Source organism: Oribacterium sp. P6A1 (assembly GCF_000702885.1).
Classification (GTDB): domain Bacteria; phylum Bacillota; class Clostridia; order Lachnospirales; family Lachnospiraceae; genus Oribacterium.
In genome coordinates this window covers 70,587-91,173 of record NZ_JNKO01000004.1, presented here as the reverse complement: position 1 = coordinate 91,173, position 20,587 = coordinate 70,587, and the positions used below count along the sequence as shown (strand labels likewise).

17 protein-coding genes are annotated in these 20,587 nt (G+C 42.3%); 4 read left to right on the top strand and 13 right to left on the bottom strand.

Translation table 11 applies throughout. From position 1 onward, the window contains the following. Window positions 1–83: 83 nt before the first annotated feature. Window positions 84–953: a phosphoribosylaminoimidazolesuccinocarboxamide synthase gene (locus tag T515_RS03985; RefSeq protein WP_036607840.1), complete on the bottom strand. Its 870-nt coding sequence runs from the start codon at window positions 951–953 to the stop codon at window positions 84–86. Between the two features lie 316 nt (window positions 954–1,269). Between T515_RS03985 and T515_RS03980 the strand changes: the two genes are divergently transcribed. Next, the gene (locus T515_RS03980; protein ID WP_036607838.1) at window positions 1,270–1,653 is read left to right on the top strand and encodes a CidA/LrgA family protein; all 384 of its coding nucleotides are present in this window, start codon (window positions 1,270–1,272) and stop codon (window positions 1,651–1,653) included. Next, entirely contained in the window at window positions 1,650–2,345 is a 696-nt protein-coding gene (locus T515_RS03975; RefSeq protein ID WP_036607835.1) for an LrgB family protein, read from the top strand. Before T515_RS03980 ends, T515_RS03975 begins: the two co-directional genes overlap by 4 nt. A 92-nt stretch (window positions 2,346–2,437) precedes the next feature. Here the strand turns inward: T515_RS03975 and T515_RS03970 are convergent, their stop codons facing one another. The 3 genes from T515_RS03970 to T515_RS03960 form a co-directional block, all read right to left on the bottom strand. Beyond that, window positions 2,438–3,535: a sugar kinase gene (locus T515_RS03970; RefSeq protein ID WP_036608148.1), complete on the bottom strand. Its 1,098-nt coding sequence runs from the start codon at window positions 3,533–3,535 to the stop codon at window positions 2,438–2,440. Between the two features lie 194 nt (window positions 3,536–3,729). After that, window positions 3,730–5,523, bottom strand: coding sequence for a methyl-accepting chemotaxis protein (locus T515_RS03965; protein WP_036607833.1), 1,794 nt, complete (start codon window positions 5,521–5,523; stop codon window positions 3,730–3,732). Beyond that, a complete protein-coding gene (locus tag T515_RS03960) occupies window positions 5,516–6,895 on the bottom strand; it encodes an ABC transporter substrate-binding protein (protein WP_036607831.1) in 1,380 nt (459 codons plus the stop codon). Before T515_RS03960 ends, T515_RS03965 begins: the two co-directional genes overlap by 8 nt. Window positions 6,896–7,379: 484 nt before the next feature. Between T515_RS03960 and T515_RS16385 the strand changes: the two genes are divergently transcribed. Next, window positions 7,380–8,288 carry a helix-turn-helix transcriptional regulator gene (locus tag T515_RS16385; protein ID WP_051671413.1) on the top strand — a complete coding sequence of 303 codons (909 nt, stop codon included), beginning with the start codon at window positions 7,380–7,382 and terminating at the stop codon, window positions 8,286–8,288. A 253-nt stretch (window positions 8,289–8,541) separates the two neighbouring features. On the opposite strand, the gene T515_RS03950 is transcribed toward T515_RS16385, so the two are convergent. Both T515_RS03950 and T515_RS03945 read right to left on the bottom strand, forming a co-directional pair. Continuing rightward, window positions 8,542–9,201: a YesL family protein gene (locus T515_RS03950; protein ID WP_081832660.1), complete on the bottom strand. Its 660-nt coding sequence runs from the start codon at window positions 9,199–9,201 to the stop codon at window positions 8,542–8,544. A gap of 70 nt (window positions 9,202–9,271) precedes the next feature. Beyond that, window positions 9,272–10,933 carry a BCCT family transporter gene (locus T515_RS03945; protein ID WP_081832659.1) on the bottom strand — a complete coding sequence of 554 codons (1,662 nt, stop codon included), beginning with the start codon at window positions 10,931–10,933 and terminating at the stop codon, window positions 9,272–9,274. A 167-nt stretch (window positions 10,934–11,100) separates the two neighbouring features. Here T515_RS03945 and T515_RS03940 point away from each other — a divergent pair, with 167 nt between their 5' ends. Beyond that, on the top strand, window positions 11,101–11,754 hold the full coding sequence (locus T515_RS03940) for a DUF6553 family protein (protein WP_036607829.1): 654 nt from the start codon (window positions 11,101–11,103) through the stop codon (window positions 11,752–11,754). A gap of 67 nt (window positions 11,755–11,821) precedes the next feature. Here the strand turns inward: T515_RS03940 and T515_RS03935 are convergent, their stop codons facing one another. The 7 genes from T515_RS03935 to T515_RS03905 all read right to left on the bottom strand — a co-directional run bounded on the left by T515_RS03935 (window position 11,822) and on the right by T515_RS03905 (window position 20,549). After that, entirely contained in the window at window positions 11,822–12,850 is a 1,029-nt protein-coding gene (locus T515_RS03935; RefSeq protein ID WP_036607827.1) for a galactose ABC transporter substrate-binding protein, read from the bottom strand. Window positions 12,851–12,864: 14 nt separating this feature from the next. Beyond that, window positions 12,865–13,842, bottom strand: coding sequence for a sugar ABC transporter substrate-binding protein (locus T515_RS03930; protein WP_036607824.1), 978 nt, complete (start codon window positions 13,840–13,842; stop codon window positions 12,865–12,867). Then, on the bottom strand, window positions 13,839–15,896 hold the full coding sequence (locus T515_RS03925; RefSeq protein WP_242839322.1) for a cache domain-containing sensor histidine kinase: 2,058 nt from the start codon (window positions 15,894–15,896) through the stop codon (window positions 13,839–13,841). Before T515_RS03925 ends, T515_RS03930 begins: the two co-directional genes overlap by 4 nt. After that, window positions 15,889–17,517, bottom strand: a complete 1,629-nt coding sequence (locus tag T515_RS03920) for a response regulator (protein ID WP_330372634.1) — start codon at window positions 17,515–17,517, stop codon at window positions 15,889–15,891. Before T515_RS03920 ends, T515_RS03925 begins: the two co-directional genes overlap by 8 nt. Window positions 17,518–17,561: 44 nt before the next feature. Beyond that, window positions 17,562–17,921 carry a hypothetical protein gene (locus T515_RS03915; protein ID WP_051671412.1) on the bottom strand — a complete coding sequence of 120 codons (360 nt, stop codon included), beginning with the start codon at window positions 17,919–17,921 and terminating at the stop codon, window positions 17,562–17,564. 84 nt (window positions 17,922–18,005) lie between these two features. Beyond that, window positions 18,006–19,010, bottom strand: coding sequence for an ABC transporter permease subunit (locus T515_RS03910; protein ID WP_036607822.1), 1,005 nt, complete (start codon window positions 19,008–19,010; stop codon window positions 18,006–18,008). Between the two features lie 30 nt (window positions 19,011–19,040). Then, complete coding sequence (locus T515_RS03905; RefSeq protein WP_036607820.1) at window positions 19,041–20,549, bottom strand: sugar ABC transporter ATP-binding protein; 1,509 nt, start codon at window positions 20,547–20,549, stop codon at window positions 19,041–19,043. Between the last annotated feature and the right edge of the window lie 38 nt (window positions 20,550–20,587).

Sequence of the window (20,587 nt, the reverse complement as noted above, 5' to 3'; positions counted from 1 at the left end):
GGCACAAGTATTCTCTTGTACCGGCTCTTGTTTTTATTTCAATACTTTTCTAACCGTATATCCGGTTATCGCACTTAGGAATATTACAGTGTCTCGCCTGTGAGCATGGTGTAGGCTTCCTTGTAGAGGTCAACAGTCTTGTCAACAATCTCCTGAGGAAGAGTTGCATTGTTATCAGGATTTGCCTTTAACCAGTTGCGTACGAACTGCTTGTCAAATGACTCCTGTCCCTGTCCCTCTTTGTATTTATCGAGTCTCCAGAATCTTGAGCTGTCTGGTGTAAGTACCTCATCGGCAAGAACCACTTCACCGTTCTCATCGAGACCGAACTCAAATTTTGTATCAGCAATGATGATACCCTTTGAAAGTGCATAGTCCGCACATTTCTTGTATACAGCAAGTGTCGCATCCTTGATTCTGGTTGCTATCTCCTTGCCCTTTCCCGGAAATGCCTTCTCGAGAACGTCGATAGACTGCTCGAAGTTAATGTTCTCGTCATGATCTCCGAGATCAGCCTTGGTAGATGGTGTGTAAAGCGGCTCAGGAAGCTTCTGGCACTCAACAAGTCCCTCAGGAAGCTTTAATCCGCAGATAGTGCCGTCCTTCTTATAGTTTTCCCATCCTGATCCTGTGATATATCCACGTACGATACACTCGATAGGAATCATAGTAAGTTTCTTGCAAAGTGTAGCTCTGCCGTCAAATTCCGGCTTCTGGAAAAACTCCGGCATATCTTTGTTATCAACGGAAATTAAATCGTTTGGAATAACGTCCTTTGTGAGATCAAACCAGAACTTTGACATCTGAGTAAGAACCCTGCCCTTATCAGTGATCTGATTGTGAAGAATGACGTCGAATGCTGATATTCTATCGGTTGCCACCATAATCAGCTTATCTCCGAGATCATATATCTCACGTACTTTACCTTCCTTAACAGGTTTAAAATCTGCCATCTTTACCCTCCATATTCAATTAAGGACACTTTTGGTCCGAAGTGCATTACCGAAGTTTAGTATAATTCATTTAACTAAAATCACAAGCCCAATTCTGCATACAAATATTTCCGGGTTTTTTTATTTTATAGTAGTAAATGCTTATACAATGCACTGCTTTTTTAATGTATACAGCAGCTCTTAATTCTTTTAAATATTTGTTCATTATAACAATTGCACAGCCTTATCAATTTGATTATGCTTTTTCTGATTTTTCTTTGTATACAACACAAAGAAAAAATATCACCCTTAATCAATTTCAGAAAGCGTGTTAAATATGAAATATGTAAAAGAGGTTGTATGGATAATTGCATTCACTTTTATAGGCGAAGTTCTCAATAAGCTTTTGCCTCTTCCCGTTCCTGCAGGAGTTTACGGTCTGATTCTGTTGCTCCTGGCCCTTGTTACCGGAATCCTGAAGCTTCAGGATGTTGAATCTACAGGTAATTTTCTTCTTGATACCATGACCATGATGTTCGTTCCTGCTGCGGTAGGTATCATGAGCTCTGTGGATGTTCTTCTTCCCGTGCTTCTTCCCTATGCTGTTATGATAGTCATATCAACAATTATTGTTATGGTCTCAACCGGCCTTGTAGCTTCATTTATCCTTAAGCATTCAAAATCCCAGGATGAACCGGCAAATAAGGAGGCAGCAGTATGAAAGAGGCTCTTATAAATTCCAATTATTTCGGTCTGATACTGAGTATCGCACTTTTTATACTTTCTGTCAGGATAAAAGCAAAATTCAGGCTTGCGATCCTAAACCCTCTTTTGATTTCAACTCTTCTGTGCATCGCAGTTCTGGTGGTTTTCAAGATACCATACGATACCTACAAAGAAAGCGCCGGCTTATTAAACTATCTTCTGACTCCTGCTACAGTTTGCCTTGCGATTCCCATGTATAAGCAGTTAAAGCTTCTAAAGGATAATCTTTTAGCAGTCATTGCAGCCATCACATCAGGCACGATCTGTTCCATTATGAGTATATTTATTATGGGAAAGCTTTTCCGATTGAGTTCAGAGCATATCGCTACCCTTCTCCCAAAATCCATCACCACAGCTATCGGCATGGGTGTCTCTGAAGAGGCAGGCGGTATAGTCACTCTCACTGTAGCGGGTATCATCATTACCGGTATCCTGGGCAATATGATCGCAGAATCCATATTCAGGATATTCCATATAGATCACCCGATAGCAAGAGGTCTTGCACTCGGTACTTCAGCTCATGCCGTAGGTACCGCAAAGGCTCTTGAGCTTGGAGAAGTAGAAGGTGCCATGAGCTCTCTCAGCATCTGTGTGGCCGGCATACTTACAGTAATACTTGTTCCTATAGTCAACTCAACTCTTGTCTAGGATAATGCACATATAACATAGATAAAAAAAGAAGATACAAACCTTTTCAAGGCCTGTATCTTCTTTTTTATTATGAAACCGAGCTGTATTAATTATCTCTGAACACGTGCTCCTGCACCGCCCATAACTGCTTCAACTTCCTTCTTTGTAGCCATGGTTGTATCACCAGGTGTTGTCATGGCAAGTGCACCGTGAGCTGCACCGTAGTTGACAGCCTTCTCTGCATCTCCTGTTGTCATAAGTCCGTAGATAAGACCGGATGCGAAAGAATCACCGCCGCCTACACGATCCATGATCTCAAGGCCCTTGTAGTCTGCAGCCTTGTAGATCTCACCGTCTGCCCAGCAAAGAGCTGACCAGTCATTTACTGTAGCTGTGTGAACAGTACGAAGTGTTGTGGCAACTGCCTTGAAGTTAGGATATGTCTTAACAGCCTCATTGATCATCTTCTTATAGCCGTCAACATTGAGCTCCTTAAGAGACTCATCCTGTCCCTCGATCTTGAAGCCAAGGCATGCTGTAAAGTCTTCCTCGTTACCGATCATAACGTCTACGTACTTTGCGATCTCCTTGTTTACTTCCTGAGCCTTTGCCTGTCCGCCGATTGCTGACCACATGGAAGGACGGTAGTTAAGATCGTAAGAAACAATAGTTCCATACTTCTTTGCTGTCTTGATAGCTTCAATCACAGTCTCTGAAGCCTGCTCTGAAAGAGCTGCATAAATTCCGCCTGTGTGGAGCCAGCGAACACCAAGCTCACCGAAGATATAATCGAAATCAAAATCCTCCGGTTTAGCCTTTGAAATAGCTGTGTTTGCTCTGTCTGAGCATCCCTTTGCACCACGGATACCGAAGCCTCTCTCTGTAAAGTTAAGACCGTTTCTGCAGATCCTGCCGATTCCGTCTGTATCCATCCACTTAACGAGGGATGTATCAACACCTCCCTGCATCATGAAATCCTCAACGAGATGTCCAACCTCATTGTCAGCAAGAGCTGTGATAACTGCAGTCTTTAATCCGAAGCACTTACGAAGTCCGCGGATAACATTGTACTCTCCGCCGCCTTCCCATGCACGGAATGATCTTGCTGTTCTGATTCTTCCTTCACCCGGATCAAGGCGGAGCATAACCTCACCTAAAGAAGCTGCTTCAAATGCACATTCGTTTGCCGGTCTTAAATTTAAATCCATATCTTCCTCCATTTTAAACTGCCTGCTTCCGCAACGCAGCACTCCACTTTTTTACCGCTTGCATCATTATAAAATGCCAGATAATGTAAGCGTTTTCATAACGTATAAAAGTATAGCACAAGATATCTCTTTTCTTCAAGATATCTTGTGCTTATTTTTTAACAATTTCACTTAATCACAGGCATACCTTCAGGCTACACTTGTGTAAATTTATCGGTAGCTTCATTAAGTTTTCCGGTAACCTCCACATTCTGGTCCATAGCCTCCGAAATTCCGTTCATTTCTCCGACTATTTCCATCGTATTGTCGGCTGACATCTTGATAGCCTGTGAGCTTTCCGAGATGGAATTTGTAATGGAATCCACGGCATTGGCCATATCTGACATTACGTAATTCAGATGATCCGCTTTTTCCTTAAAGGATGTAAGGATCTCATGCATGGTATCTGCTGTATGCTCGTACTTGTCACCGGTCTCAACAAAGGAGTCATAATCTTCCATGACATCCGTATTTATGAATTCCAATACCTTCTGTGAATTCTCCGCAAGTTCACCTACAGCACTTGTAACATCCTTACTGATCTTCTGGATGTTGTTCGCTGTCTGCTTTGAATTTGCAGCCAGGCTGCTTACTTCGGCAGCAACTACAGCAAAGCCTTTTCCAGCCTGTCCTGCACGTGCCGCCTCGATGGAGGCATTGACAGCAAGGAGATTAGTCTGTTCTGCGATATCGAGGATATTCTTTGTCAGCTTATCGATTTCCTTTACCTTCTTTGAATCCTCCAGAGACTTGGCAAGAACAGCGCTCAGCTCGCTCATCTTTTCATTCATGCTCTGTTTTCTCTCGGTAACATGCTGCTTGATCTCGTCCGCTTCTTTCTTTATGCCGGTGGCTGTGTCACATCCGTCACTGGCCTCGGAATTGATCTCATCAGTGGAGGACTTGACATCCACAACCTGAGTATTCATGGAGTTGACCATTTCAGATACGGACTGCATGCTGGCACTAAGCTCCTCCATGGCTGCAGATGTACTCTGCACATTGCTGTTTGAAGAATTGAGCTTTCTGGTGACTGTTTCCGTTGATGAATTAAGCACCTCCACACCTGACTTGACTTCCCGCATGATAGCCTGCAGAGTCTCTATGAAGTGGTTGATTCCGTTTATGATATACACAAGTTCAGAAGCACTTCTTGTATAGATTCTTGCTGTCAGATCACCCTCATGCTTCTCTATATTACCTATGATATCGGTAACTTCTCTTGATATCTTCTTTATCTTTCTGACAATACCGAAATAGTTCAGCAGGTAATTAAATATGATGAGCAGAACGAAAAGTCCTGTACCCCTGATAGCCGACTGTATTCCTTCCACCATCATGTTCTGCATCTCGGCATTGCTCTTATCCGCTTCTGATGCAACCACCTGATCTATGACCTTACACGAGTGGAAGATGGCCACCTTCTGAATCTCCGCACGGTTAAAAAGGATTTCATAAGCCGTTTCCCTATCGCCGGCATCTATTTTTTCTATTGCTTCATCGATTATGACATTTAACCGGTCATACTGGTTTTTTATTTCCAGAAGTGTGCTGACGGCTTCAGCCTGGCTGTCTGCATCAAAATGATCCTTGAGATTGGTAATGTCTCTCTCGATGGTCTCTCTCGTGGATTGAATTTCAGGTAATAATGCCACTCTGGTTTCTGTTGCCGTGGCAGATACATATCCTATGGACTGGTCATAAAGGGACATGACATCGGATTTAAGCTGTGCTTCTCCCGTACTCAGGGACAGAACATACTGGGACATGGACCTGCTGTTTACAGTCTGCTGCTGCATCTGGGTTATGAGCATTCTCATAACGAATATGAAGGCAATCAGCATGATTATGTTGATGACACTGATCTGGAATATGATAGTGCAGAAGAACAAAGGATTCTTTCTTACTTTCAACTTTCTACCGCTGTTCTCAACTTCTATGTTATCCATTCTGCTCCTCCTTTCCGCCCTGATAGTAATTCTTTATCTTAAGACCGATTTCTGAAACAAAGCCCTCAGCATTTATCCCGCCTGCAGCATAGCTGTGGAATACAGATCCCAAAGCATTGGCAGCGATTCCTTCCTTCATGTTCATCCAGTGCCAGCTGGAAGTTTTTCCTGATGAAATATAGCTTGAAACCACATGGGCAAAAGGATCATTGGCCACATATTTGCATGAAGTGAAGGGACTTACGAAACCGGCATCTTCAACAAGTATCTTCTGACCGGCATCCTTTGAACACCACTGAAGAAAATCCTTTGATGCTTCCACATTTCCTTCTTTCAAAACCGCCCACCATGACGGAGGATTGGTAAGGATGGTGTCTATGCCTTCATCAAATACATACGGCATCATACCGACTTCAAAATTGCCGGCTGCGGCATACTCAGCAGCCGATGCCCCTGTCATAACAGCACCTATCCATGAACCCTGGGTTACAAAAGCATATTTTCCGGAAGCAAAATTCTTAACCTGATCATCATAGGTTCCATCCAGAAGAAGGGCCGGATCACTATACTCCTGAAGAAGTCCGATAAATTTTCCAAACTTGAGCATTCTGTCCTGATCCAGAGTCTGATCGTTATTTATCATATCTATATAGGTGGTGTCCCCTCTGTCAAGTCCTGCATCTATATAGTTTCCGAATATATGGTTTCCGGTCGACCAGCTGAGATTTTTATCCTCAGCACAATAACCTACCACTGCAGTAAGTCCCAGCTGCTCCTTTTTCAAATCGAGTTCCTGAAAAGCATTCCTTACCTGCTCGGGAGTTGTCAGACTACCTGCATCTATTCCTGCCTTAGATAAAATATCTGCATTGTAAATGAGCCCTATTGCCTCTGTGGCATAGGGAAATCCCAAAGTACCGTATACAGGATCCACATATTCAGCATCTGTATCCCTGGTCCATTCCTGATCGCTCATATCTTCCAGCAAACCTTCCCAGTTTGCAAAGCTTGAAGATTCGCAGACAAATATATCCGGCATTTTATCAGAAAGATAATAGGCTTTCAGTGTAGCCTGTACATCTACTCCCGACTGGGCAGATTCAACCTCTACATTGATTCCCGTCTCTTCTTTATATTTTCTTGCAAGCTCCTGAATCTGCGCTTCGACCTCTGCTTTTCCGTTAAAAAGTTTAATAGTCGTTTTGCTCTCTGTGTCCCCGGTTTCCTCCTTTGCGGCAGAGCCAGGCTCAGACAAATCTATTCCAAATACCTTTTTCGTCACCTGTTCTTTGAGAAGCTCAACATTTCCGCAGGAAGACAGCATAACTGCCATCATCACTCCTGTGCCTATACTCAAAAACTCTTTCTTCATCTTTACCGTGCTCCTTGATACTTACCTTCAAACACTCTTTAACCCATAAAAAAAGCTTAAAAAACAAGGTTTCTAACATTACTTTCGGAATAATTCAAAAAATTTATAAGTATTTTATTTCTTTATATTCTCTCCACGATACAAAAAAAAGCACCCTGCAAAGGTGCCTTAAAATACAAATCAATCTTTAATTTCTAAATAAATCTCAGGAATCATCCAGGATTGCGGGAGGCCCGATTTGAGTGAGGGGTAATCGGGTCTCAATCCTGATAGTATAGAGTATAGAATAGTTAGACTCTTTGAAGTCCTACATTACAATATGATAAATTAGCATTTGATTCTATATGTTTTTTGTTGTAAAACTATAAAAGCACTGAATATTTATCGCTATAATACTTTTTTTTAATTTTTTACTATTTTTTTATTTGTCCTGGATGATAATACTCATTTTCATTTCATCAATTTGGGATTTACGAGGTTTTTTATGCCGATCATTGGTTATTCCATTAACAGAATATTTGTTGATACAAAAAGCAGAAGCTCAGACTACAAGATGATGGACCCCCATGTTCACAATCATTATGAACTGTTTTATCTTAGCAAGGGCAGCTGCACTTTCCTTATGAGGTCCCTCTCATATAATCTTGTTCCCGGAAGCGTCATCATCATCCCCCCAAATACTCCCCATATCATTCATTATACTTCAAGACAGCAGTCTGTACGAACCAGTATTTTATTCAGGGAACCGGATGTAAGCTTCTCAAATCTGAATTTTATCAGTGATATGCTGAAGGACGGAAAACATAAGCTTATTCTTCAGATACCTCCCATGTATCAGGTTCATGTGGAACAGCTTATACGTAATATGGAGGCTGAGCAGCGATTTAATGATTCAAAGATAAGTCCTGTCATGCTTTCTCTGTGTCTCATCCAGCTGATTGTTATCATAAATCGTTTCTCAACAGGTATAGATACTACCCTGATGGACGAATTGCATACTACCAACCGTCAGGTTAATCTCGCCGCCACATATATAAACAGAAATTATAATCAGCGCATATCTCTGTCAGACATAGCGGATGCAAGCGGATTCAGCCCCAATTATCTTTCAAGAAAATTCAAAGAGGATACCGGCATAGGAGTCCATGAATATCTGACCTATGTCCGTCTGAACAAAGCTGCCATAGAACTGGCGCACACAGATCATACAGTAACCGAAGTAGCTCTGAACAACGGTTTCAGTGATTCAAACTACTTTAAAGACGCCTTCCATAAGGCATACGGTATGTCTCCCAGAGACTATCGTAAAAAGGACAAGAATATAAATCTTGAAGACAGTCTCGATATAAATGATGCTCCTCTGGCATCTATCCCCATAGAGACAGATCTTTAAAGCGAAACTGATGCAGGTTTCAGTTTTAAGAAAGGGGGCTTACTTCTGAACCCGGAAGTAAGCCCCCAAAAATTATCTCATAAAAGGGAGGAGGGCAGGTGACCAATGGTCCCTGCCCGAGTATTATGAAAAAAATCTTATTAACTATTGATAACACTTTTGTTATCATGCTTATACTATAAAAGTCAACGGTGAACAAACTATGTTTTCCGTTTGAACAAATTGTAAACAATTATGAACGTTATATGAACAATCACTCATAGTGATCTACATCTTCTTTTGGCATAAAATTCTTGAAAATATGTTCCAGCATGGTGGAATTGATCCATGCAAGAAGCGGATATCCCATAAGTACCATAATAGCTGTAATCCATCCTACATAAAATAAGCAGACATAGGCTATACCCATAACTATCACATCACTTACGAGCATACCCAATGTGGAACCGAGATAGCGTACGGACATAAAGGCTGCATTAAGCACTGTATTCTTTATGGTGTTTTCAAATCTGCTGAGCACCGGCCATACATAAAGGAACACAAAAAGCCAGATAACCATGATGGCGATGGTCACCGCCTGGCAGACGATCCTCATTACACCGGCATTTTCCATGATCTTTCCGAAAAAATAAAAATCAAATGCCAGTACTCCTCCTATGAAAAGCATGGGAATCCAGATAAGGGTGGCCTGCCTGAAATTCTGCCTGAAGGATTTAAAAAACATCTTTATATTGCCGTAATCCTCATTTCTCACTATCTTCAGTGTGCAGTAGTACAGTGCAGTCGTGGATGCCCCTATGGTAAATACAGGCAGAGAACACAGAATCCAAAGTACATTGAGAATCATCATATCTCCTAATCTTCCTACAAAACGCCAGATAGGATTGTCATAATTAAAAAAGCCCTGAAGCATGGTATCATCTCCCGTTAATAAATTAAAATGCTCATGCCGCCAAAAAGCAGCATGAGCATTTTATCACAAATCATCCTCTATCTCCATACATGTACTCCCAATTCTCGATGATTTCTTCTATTTTATCATCTGAGAGTTCATCCTCTTCCTTAGCCTTCACCGGCTTATGAGCCTGTAAGATTTTTACACCTTCTTTTTCCGTCTGTTCAATCTCTCTTAAGAACAACTCCGCGTCCTTTACAAATGCCGCCGTTATAAGCATTATCACAAGTCCTATAGGGAATGCCGCGATTATGCTGACTGACTGTATGTTTGACATGGAGCTGTCGGAGAATACAAGTGCCACAGGGAGAAGTATAAGAAGAACAGACCAGAAGGCCTTTATGGGACCCTTAGGCTCTTCATCCTCCCTGAGATCCTTATAGCTGTACTGGGCAGCCACCAGGGTTATGGAATCAAAAGATGTGGCATAAAAAGCTATCATGGCTATTATAAGCGCCACCATCACAAGGGGCGCCAGGGGAAGCTGATTTATGATCTCAATTATGGTCACGTAAAGATCTCCCGTCTTTTCATAGAAAGATACAACATCCAGCTTTCCTGACATATGAAGTCCCAGTCCATAGTTTCCGAGAACGATAAAGCTCACGAAGGTACTTCCCATACCGAATACGTATCCCCCAAGGATAGTCTGTCTCACTGTTCGTCCTCTTGATATACTTCCGATAAAGAAAGGTGCCGCAACACACCAAACCATCCAGTATGCCCAGTAGAATATGGTCCAGTTCTGTGCAAAGCCTGTGGATCTTGTGGGATCTGTATAGGTTGAAAGACCTATGAAATTCTGCGCCAGTCTTCCCATGGCGGAAACTCCGCACTCGATTATGAACCTGCACTGTCCGCCGAACAGAAGCACGTAAAGGAGCAGGCCATAGAAAAGGTAGGTGCAGACATTGGCAAGTATGGAAACTCCTATCATTCCCTTCATTACGGAATAAGTATAAATAATGCAGGTTGTCACAAGTATGACTATGGTTATGATCCTGTCAGAAATTTCCAAACCTATAAGGGATTTGATAGCCTGACTCAAAAGCGGTGTCGCAACTGAAAATGTGGTTGCGGTTCCTGCAAGAAGGGCAAATACCGCCAGAAGGTCTATTAATCTGCCCGGAAGAAGATCCGTATACTTTCCAAGCAGCGGTCTGCAGGCCTCTGAATACTTCTGGCGCTTACGTTTCCTGACATGGAGCATAAATCCGAATGCCACAGCAAGTACCAGATAAAATCCCCAGGGTATGGGTCCCCAGTGAAAAAGGGTAAAGGTTGATGACCAGTCCATCAGATTTCCAAGCTCCGCAGTATGGGGGTCCTCCCAGTACAGTATCCATTCGCAGAGGGAATAGAACAGTATATCTGCCGCAAGTCCGCAGGTGAACATCATGGAACCCCAGGCAAAAAAGCTGTATTTTGGTTTTTCATCCTGTTCTCCAAGTACAATGCTTCCGTACTTTGAAAAGGAAATATAAATTGAAGCTATGGCCGTGCCAAGTCCTATGAGGAGATAATAAACTCCGAAGCTGTCTCCGAGAAAATTTCTTATACCGTTAAGTACCACATTGGAATCATCCGGGAAAACAAAAAACAATATACATAGAAACACTATAAGAAGAAACGGAACCAAAGTTATCATCCAGTCGATTCTGTCTTTATTTTCGAAGATTTTCTTGTTCATTTTTTCTTTCTCCTCTCAAATTTTGAACATGATAGCATCATGTTCTTCTCCTGTCAAGCATGTCAGACTATTTGATTTATATTTTTCCATGCGCTTATGATAGAATAAATGCTGTCTGATAAAAAAAGGATCTAAATTGGATTTCCTTTGCATACCGGAGGTAGATAATGCTTTTACGCACTGATAATAAAGAACATACAGATTACGAAGAGAACTGGCCGCTGCACTACTATGAGATCACTGATATAGATGAAAGAGAACGTATACTGAAAAAAATCATATCAGACTTACGTAAAGAAACAGACTCCGGCAGCCAGAGTCTTAATGAGGTCCTGTCTCAAAATGAAAGACGCCTGGAGATACTTTTGAAGCGATATCCCGAAAAAAAAGTAAACGGTGTGCGAGTGGATAATTTCATTGCGGCATGGATGAATCTTCTTATAACCGGTCGTCTGGGAATCAATTTCTTAAATAAGGGGCGCATCAGGAAAGAAGTCACTCAATATTTGAAAGATCTCTGTGTCCTTGATTTTCCAACGGATGAGATTCTTATTAAGGAATGGGAGGATTTCGCAAAGTTTTGGATAAAAAGCTGTGTGGAGGACAAGACTTATGATTCAACCATCTTCGGTCTCATCAGACTGAACGACAAAAATCTTGCCTCTAAAATAGCCGGAGATATACTGGACATAAGCTATTTCATACCTTCAAAATTCGGTTATGAAAATGACTGTAAAGCTTTCAGATCTGTCCTGAAAAAAACATATACCGGTATGATAGATAACGGCGTGAAATACTGGAATGAGATGGAACCATCATAAAAAAGAACCACCGGTCAGATTATCAATCCGGCCGGCAGTTTTTTTGATGGTATTTTTCAAATGTTTGTTATCTGAACTTATCCACATTTTCCTGTGTTATCTTCTGATACGGGAGACGTATATACTTGTCTCCCTGAAGCTGAAGTCCCGAAAGACTCTCACCGCATGAAAGCCTGTAGGCAAGCTGAAATATCGCTTCTGCCTGTCCCCTGGCATCATTGTAGACTGTAGCATCCATTGTACCGTCTTTTACCGCTGAAAGTCCGGGCTCTGTTCCGTCGATTCCTATTATACATGGCCACTTGCTGCGGTTTATCCCTGAGGCTGTATATGCATCAATTGCCCCGAGTGCCATATCATCGTTGTTGGCAAATACAAATTCTATCTCTGATCCATGATTTTTTATCATTTTTTCCATCTGTGTCGCTGCCTGAGCTCTGTTCCAGTTGGCTATGGCGTATCCAAGCTTATCAAGCTTTACCCCAAGCTCCAGCATCCTTTTGACACAGTTCTCTGAACGCACTATGGCATCCTGATGTCCGGCCTCTCCCTCCAGCATCACATACTGGATCTCTCCGTCATGATTCTTATCAACATTTTTTTCTTTGATGACATCCACTGCCAGCTCTCCCTGCATGACACCTGATAAAAATGCGTCTGCACCAACATAGTAGAGCCTGTCCCATCTGTGCATGTCCTCATCCACAAGCTCCCTGTTGAAAAATACTATGGGAACATTGGCGTTTCTTGCAGCATCTATAATATTGGATGGAGCCGTACGATCCACAAGATTCACACATATAACATCACATCCATCCTTGATCATTTCCTCCACCTGATCATCCTGGGTAGCCTGACTCTGGGCGGAGTTGTATGTTTCAAGGACGATTCCCCGTCCTTTTTCGGTTCTTGCCTTCAGGACGTCTTCATTAAGATCCTCAAGTATGGAGGAGATGAATGTATCGTAACGGTCATAAACCGTGACACCGATCTTGATCTCTCTGTCAGTCTCCTGTTCCGAAGCCGCTTCCGCACTGCACCCGGAACAGGCTGCCATAATTCCCATAATAAATAAAACAATAAATGTTTTCCTCATACCATCTCACCATATCACTGAACTATAGGGAACAGTATCTGCTGATTATCTCCCGCAAACAGATTTTCCCTGTTTACTATGCTGAAGCCGACTTCCCTGTCCATTAGCGCCGAGGTACGGTTCTGAAGCTTAATGGCCAGATCAGACATACTTTGATAACCCATGCTGAAATCATCGGGTACTATCATGGATTCCACTTCACCGGCATCTATATAATAAATAAGTTTTTTACTACATCCGGAACCGTATAATCTGACATTGGAGCTTTTTTCACCTACAAAATAGTCCACTGCAGTCTCCATACTGTTGTTATCGAGACCTACCACTATATCTGCAGATTTTTTCTCATTGCTCTTTATAAGCTCATCTTCAGTATATCTGTTCTCGGAAATGCACCATACCACATCAGGGCTCATTTTCCCGGTTGCATCCAAAAAGCCCTTAAGTCTGTCCTGCATGGCATACTGATTCTGGTTTCCCGCAACTATACCTATCTTCATTCCTTTGAGACCTTCGCCATAGTCTATGACGATTTCATTTCCTATGGCCCTTCCAATAGCATAGTTGTCAGGCATCACAGTTGCGTGATTACCTCTTATATCCGCATCGGCTTTGACACTTGTTTCCACCAGCATAATGGGAACTCTTGCACTTATGGAATCAATCACATCCTCCACACCTTCACTCAGGCAAAAATCCGCTATGATACCATGAGCACCCTGGCTGATCTCGTCATTAATAATTGAGGCTTCTGTATAGATATTGTCTATATAATCTGTATAAACATAATCCAGTCTTATATTGTTATCTTTGGCTGCCTGCTCCACCCCTGCTTTAAAGTTCACCCATCTGTCTGATGCGGAATTACTTACAATAACAGAAACCTTGTATACCTCAGTATTTGTACCCTTAATAAGCATTACCACACAGAACAGGATAACTATAAATATGCCGATAACCAAAGGCAGAATTATTTCATGATCATCATTCATGCTTTATCACCGTTCTTTTCTTTACTTCTCAATGTTCTGTAATGTCCGCTTTCCAGGATCTTCTGATTCTCTTCGTTAAACGGAATCGCCGGAATATGTATGGTGATCCTGGTTCCCTCGTCAGGCTCCGATTCTGCACTGAGTCCGTACTGCTCACCGAATCGCAGTCTGATACGATTATTTACATTCACTAGTCCCACACCGGAACCGTGCTTAACCGTACTGCTCTTTTGTTCATAATCCTCATTAAGAAGATTTTCACACACCTCGGGAGGCATACCGAATCCGTTATCTGTGACATCGATGTAAATATCCCCTTCGGATAATCCTTTACTCTCATGGGAAAACTCAGCATCACCTGATTCAACTTCATTATTCTCATTACTTATGGTGAGAAAACCAGCTATGTCGGGGACAAATTTTGCGGATATCCTGATTTCTCCGCCATCATCCGGATCCATATCACCGACACCGTAATATATGGCATTTTCCAGAATTGGTTGGATAATGAGTTTTATAGTGGAATAGTTCTTTATCTTCTCATCGATATCGAACACTACATTGAAGACATTCTTGTATCTTACTTTCTGTATATTCATGTAGTTCTCGGCATGTCGTATCTCCTGTTCAAGGGAAATGATGTTTTTCCCCCTGCTAAGACTGATCCGGAATAGACTTGCCAGCTGTGTAACCATGAAAACCGCATCTTTGTTATGGCCACCTTCTATCATCCAGACTATGGAATCCAGGGTATTATAAAGGAAGTGCGGGTTTATCTGGGACTGGAGAGCGTCCATTTCTGATTTTCTCTTTTCCTCCTGTTTTATGACTATGTCATCCATAAGCTGATTGATCCGCTCTATGGAATGTCTCAGAGTTCTTCCCAGATGCTCTACCTCCCGGGTACCTCCTACATAGATGTCTTCCGGATACATATCACCATTTTCCATATTTCTGATGGATTTGTTTAAAAGATTAAGGGGAAGAGAAAGTCTGCTTGATATCATCCGGTTAATAAAGATCATTATAAGAAGCACACAGGCAAGAAGAAGTATGACAAGAAAACGCATATTGCTTATATCAAGCTGGTAGGCACTTTCAGGCAAAACAGCTATTAATTTCCATCCGGTATAGGAAATGCTTTCCACTATCACCTGTCTGTGCTCCCCCTGAAATACTTCCTCATGGAGACCGTCGGTATAGTGGGCTTCATTAATATTGTTTTCCCTGATTATCTCATAGTTCAGCTGCATCTGTCTGGGATGATAGATGATATTTCCGCTGGAATCAGTAAGATAAACATACTGCCCGGTACTGTCCTTGTTGATTCTGTCCATCATCTGTTTGATGGTAGAATAGTTCATATCAACAAGCAGCACTCCAAGTGTAGGATTACTGCCCTCCGTAAGCTCCACCGCCCGGCTCAGGGATACCACCCAGCTGTACCTGAAGGTAGGATCCAGAAACAGATTTTCCACATGCGGCGTTGAAAAATGCAGGTTTTCCATCTTTTCAAGAGCTGATGTGAACCATACCTGACTTGTTACATCCAGGTCCTCCTTGACCTTGGCTATGGGAGTGGCTGAAACGAGTCTTCCGTCATTAAGAAACAGTGAAAAGCTCACCAGATTATCCTTATGAGCCTCATAAATCAGATTCATCTCATTATCCACGGAATCTTCGGCTACATCTGTATTCTTGATAACGTCATAGTACATGGCATCGGAAATACGCCTCATACTGAGAAGATAATCCTCAAGATTTACCACAGACTGTTTCATAAGCTGTTCCGTAGTCTCAATGGAGCTCGTGCTCATACGCCGGGCAAACAGGGTGTACAGCACAATTCCGAGGATCATGAGCAGTGTGAAGGAGACTATGGTAAAGGTCAAAAGTATGGTGCCCTGAATATCATGGGGCATATATTTGTAAAAAACACTTTTGGTCTTTCTGAAACTCTCCTTTACCAGTCTGTCCCTCTCACGGGCTTCCTGCTGATCCCTCGGCGCACCCGCATTCATTTCATTTGATTTAATGTGAACATTATCATCCATTTTGCTGCATCTTATACCTTGAAGGTGATACTCCGAATTTCTTTTTAAAAACATAACTGAAGTAATTTGGATCACTGTAACCCACAGCCTCGGCTATAACATAGGTCTTCTCATTTTCTTCGAGAAGCATGCGGACAGCCTTTTCCATCCTTATATCTGTCAGATAATTTATAAAGGTCTTGCCGGTCTCCTTCTTAAACACAGTGGAGAAATATGCTGAACTTATAACAAGATATGAACAGATACTCTCAACCGTAAGATCTTTGTTTCCATAATTCTCTCTTACATAGTCAATAGCCTTTGACACAAAACTTCTGGTGGTATCGGAACGGTTTAGACGAAGTGTCTCCCTGATATCATGAGTGGTCTTTTTCAGCCATTTTTTGAGTTCGCTGATATCTAAGTGCTGTACCTTATCAAAGGGATCCTCATCCTTTCCGAATATTGCTGAAGGTTCCACATGATTTGCCTTCATAAATCTGTATATCTCAGTTACGAGATCCATAACAAAGAACTTATAGTCCTGGATGGAAGGATTGACCGGTGCTTCATCAGTTATGAAGCTATCTATTTCCTCATCAAGCTTTTCCTCTGTATCCATCTTTATGGCCTTAAATACAGAATAGAGCTTATCTTCTGTATTATCCGACTTTATGCTGTCAGCCGTCCTGTTATCCTCAGGAACTATCTCTGCGATATTTATAGCCTGCCCGCGGCCGTAAATCACTCTGTAGGATGTAGCTTCCCTGGCTCCCGTATAGGCTTTCGGAAGATTCATGATATTTGAAACCGGCTTTCCTATTCCTGCTGTTATCGTAGCCTTTGAAATATGCTTGCTGAGCCTGCACAGAACCTGGCATTCATCCGTCAGCTGCCTTACTTCACTTTCCGATTCCATCCTCACAAGTATTATGACATTACCGAGATAAGAGAAAAATCTGGCATCCCATTTCCTGCTTATATGCTCCTCCCATAACTTTCTTACAGACATGGTTATGAGAAGAGGGTTTATTCCTTCCGGAGCAAGTGAGGTACTGTTGTGAAGTATCACCACATCATAGTACGGACCATCGAGACTGACCTGATAATCCATCATGTCTCTTGCCAATGTCTCTTCATCAGCACGCCCTTCTATAAGTGCTGTATAGAAATTTTCCTGAAGTATGGGAAGACTTTCCTGATAGTATTTCTTGAGCATATTTATGTTCTGCTTCTCGTTAAATTCCTTATCAAGGGATCCTTTGATCCTTTTGAAGACCTCACTCAGCTCTGTGGAATCTATAGGCTTCAGAATGTATTCCTCAGCCTCCAGTCTTATGGCTTCCTTTGCATATTCAAACTCATCGAAACCGGAGAAAATGATGATCTTGATGGTAGGATACTGTTCCTTAAGTCTTCTTGCCAGCTCAAGACCGTCCATATACGGCATCTTGATATCAGTCATGACCACATCAGGCTGATTTTCCTCCGCCATCTCCAGAGCCTCCAGTCCGTTATGGGCATATCCCTGAACAGAAAATCCCAGACTCTCCCAATCAATTTTATTGATGATGACCTGTATTACTGTCTCTTCATCATCCACCAGCATAACCGAATAATTCTTAGTCTCGCCGTTCCTCACTATCTGCCTCACTTAATATCTGTATATCTTTATATTATTTTAGATCACATTCCCATATGATTCCTGTTTCCGTACTTTTCTTCTATCTTCTTAAATCTGAAAAATACCACAGCTATAGACAGAAGAAGGAACAGCATCCCCATAAGTCCGTCATACTGTGACACAACCTCCATCACAAAAACACAGGCTGCAAAGCACAGGATAAGTATTCCCATCTCTTTTGCATAAGGCTCAACATTTTCTTCCTTAAGCTTGCCCCATTCCTTTGGTCTTACTGCATCCACGTCCTTAAATACCAAAAGCTTTACAGCGTAGTATATGAAAATCGCGCCCATAAAAAGCTGCATTGCATGGGCAGATAAAAACTGTGTTATGACTGTCTGGTTTTCCGCAAGTATCACCATATAAATACCTCACATAAACTAATAAAAAAGGTCTGTGGCATAAGTCACAGACCTCATTATAATCTATCGATTTACTTCGCTCAATTACTTCTTCTGTACGTACTTTCTGATATCCAGTGAGATAGCTACGAAAATTACGATACCGATTGCTATGTACTGAGAGTTTGCATCTACTCCGAGGAACTGGAGTGCAACCTTCAGAAGTTCAAGTACGGCTACACCGATGATAGCTGATGAAACCTTACCACGTCCACCTGTTACAGATACACCGCCGAGGGCGCAGGCTGCGATACCTTCCATCTCGTATGAAAGACCGGTATTGATGGATGCACCACCTGCCTTTGCTCCGAGCATGAAGCCTGCCATTGCGAAGAATGCAGATGCCTTTGCATAGATGAGTACCATTGTAAGCTTAACAGGTACACCGGCAACCTCTGCTGCCTGTGGGTTGCCACCGATAGCATACATGTACTTACCATGACGGGTCATGTTATAAATGAACCATGTGATTCCTGCCATGGCAATTGCCATCCAGATGAGCCAGCTGAGTCCCAGGAATCTGCCTGTTGAGAAACCTGTGTATGAGGTTACATATCCTCCAAGAGGTGTTGCACCTGTGTAGATAAGACCAAGACCATAGATGATCTCCATCATTGCAAGTGTGGAAATGAATGGTGGAACATGAAGAAATGCTATGAACCAGCCTGTGACTGCACCGAAGCATCCGCAGATAAGCATTGCTATAATAAGTACCAGGAACGGATTAAGCGGTGTGATGCTTGCAAGGAAGCCTTCCTGGAAGAAACGTCCGCCATACTCCTGCTTCTGAAGAAGTGTACCTGCGATACATGCGCCAAAACCTACCATACGTCCACCGGAAAGATCACATCCGCCGGTGATAACAGCACCTGAAATACCAAGAGCTATAACAAGTCTGTAGGACATGTTAGCAAGAAGGTTCAGGAAGTTGTTTGGTGTCAAGAAATTCTTGGTTGTTAATCCCGTATAAATTACGAGTATGAACATTACGATGATAACACCGTTATTGATAAGAAAATCCGTGATTTTCTGTTTTTGTGTCTTCTGCATTTTACTTTCCCCTTAATCTCAAATACTCAATCAGAACTTGGTTGCAAAGGTCATGACCTTTTCCTGAGTCATGTCTTCCTGCTGATCTATCTGACCGGTGATTTTACCGTTACACATTACATAAACTCGATCCGCCATACCGAGAAGCTCAGGCATTTCTGAAGAGATCATTATGATGGCTTTGCCCTGCTTTGCAAGATCCTCCATGATCTCATAGATCTCATGCTTGGCTCCTACGTCGATACCTCTTGTAGGCTCATCCATGATAAGGATGTCAGGATCATTTGCCAGCCATCTTGATACGATTACCTTCTGCTGGTTACCACCGGAAAGATTCTCGATATGCTGGTTCATGCTTGGTGTTTTGATAGAAAGCTGCTTGATGCTATCATCAACGATTTTGTTTATTGTCGGATGATCAAGAACAAATCCACCCTTAAGATGCTTGTTATAAATGGAAATGCCTACATTATCCTTGATGGAAAGACATCCGAAGATACCGTTTCCTCTACGATCCTCTGTGATCATACCGATACCGGCATCCATGGCATCCTTAGGTTTTGTGATCTTTACTTCCTTGCCGTGAATCTTTATTGTTCCTTCTGAAAGATGTCTTATTCCGAAGATACCTTCCATAAGCTCTGTTCTCTGTGCACCAACAAGTCCGCCAAATCCGAGGATTTCTCCCTTACGGATATTAAAGGAACAATTCTGGAAGGACTTTGCATGGATGGAACTTACATTTTCCACTTCAAGGACAACTTCACCGATCTCATGCTGATGTTCAGGATAGATCTGAGTGAGTTCACGACCTACCATCTTTGCGATGATCTGATCTGTTGTAAGCTCTGCTGCAGGCCATGTTCCTACATATGTACCGTCACGCATTACCTGAATATCATCGGCTATTCTCTTGATCTCATCCATTTTGTGGGAAATATAGATCATGGAAACGCCACGGTCTCTGAGCTGATTCATTACCTTAAAAAGGAAATCTACTTCATTGTCTGAAAGTGAAGATGTAGGCTCATCGAAGATGATTACCTTTGCCTCACGGGAAACCGCCTTGGCAATTTCTACCAGCTGCATCTGACCTATGGATAAGGATCCGAGAAGAGCCTTTGGATTGTACTCAAGACCCAGCTCCTTTAACCACTTCTCCGTTTCAGCGAACATGGTAGCATGGTCTATCATCTGTATCGGTCCGTACTTCTTAACCGGGAAACGGCCCAGATACATGTTTTCACCGATACTTCTTGCCGGGATAGGCTGAAGCTCCTGGTGTACCATCGCTACTCCTCGCTTTGCTGCTTCATCCGGGTTAGCGATCTCAACTTTCTCACCATCCAGATATATTTCTCCTTCATCCATGTGATAGATACCAAAAAGGCACTTCATAAGTGTTGACTTTCCGGCACCGTTTTCTCCCATGAGTGCGAGAACTGTACCTGGACGAACAGCAAGATTGACTTTATCCAGCGCTTTTACACCCGGGAATGACTTAGATACCCCTCTAAGTTCCAGTTTATATTCCGCCATTTTGTCCTCCAGTAATCTTTACTTTTTTACAAAGCAGG

Bases quoted from the DNA above. Each gene is read 5' to 3' on its own strand.
- T515_RS03985 (WP_036607840.1), bottom strand. From the start codon at position 953: ATGGCAGATTTTAAACCTGTTAAGGAAGGTAAAGTACGTGAGATATAT.
- T515_RS03980 (WP_036607838.1), top strand. From the start codon at position 1,270: ATGAAATATGTAAAAGAGGTTGTATGGATAATTGCATTCACTTTTATA.
- T515_RS03975 (WP_036607835.1), top strand. From the start codon at position 1,650: ATGAAAGAGGCTCTTATAAATTCCAATTATTTCGGTCTGATACTGAGT.
- T515_RS03970 (WP_036608148.1), bottom strand. From the start codon at position 3,535: ATGGATTTAAATTTAAGACCGGCAAACGAATGTGCATTTGAAGCAGCT.
- T515_RS03965 (WP_036607833.1), bottom strand. From the start codon at position 5,523: ATGGATAACATAGAAGTTGAGAACAGCGGTAGAAAGTTGAAAGTAAGA.
- T515_RS03960 (WP_036607831.1), bottom strand. From the start codon at position 6,895: ATGAAGAAAGAGTTTTTGAGTATAGGCACAGGAGTGATGATGGCAGTT.
- T515_RS16385 (WP_051671413.1), top strand. From the start codon at position 7,380: ATGCCGATCATTGGTTATTCCATTAACAGAATATTTGTTGATACAAAA.
- T515_RS03950 (WP_081832660.1), bottom strand. From the start codon at position 9,201: ATGCTTCAGGGCTTTTTTAATTATGACAATCCTATCTGGCGTTTTGTA.
- T515_RS03945 (WP_081832659.1), bottom strand. From the start codon at position 10,933: ATGAACAAGAAAATCTTCGAAAATAAAGACAGAATCGACTGGATGATA.
- T515_RS03940 (WP_036607829.1), top strand. From the start codon at position 11,101: ATGCTTTTACGCACTGATAATAAAGAACATACAGATTACGAAGAGAAC.
- T515_RS03935 (WP_036607827.1), bottom strand. From the start codon at position 12,850: ATGAGGAAAACATTTATTGTTTTATTTATTATGGGAATTATGGCAGCC.
- T515_RS03930 (WP_036607824.1), bottom strand. From the start codon at position 13,842: ATGAATGATGATCATGAAATAATTCTGCCTTTGGTTATCGGCATATTT.
- T515_RS03925 (WP_242839322.1), bottom strand. From the start codon at position 15,896: ATGGATGATAATGTTCACATTAAATCAAATGAAATGAATGCGGGTGCG.
- T515_RS03915 (WP_051671412.1), bottom strand. From the start codon at position 17,921: ATGGTGATACTTGCGGAAAACCAGACAGTCATAACACAGTTTTTATCT.
- T515_RS03910 (WP_036607822.1), bottom strand. From the start codon at position 19,010: ATGCAGAAGACACAAAAACAGAAAATCACGGATTTTCTTATCAATAAC.
- T515_RS03905 (WP_036607820.1), bottom strand. From the start codon at position 20,549: ATGGCGGAATATAAACTGGAACTTAGAGGGGTATCTAAGTCATTCCCG.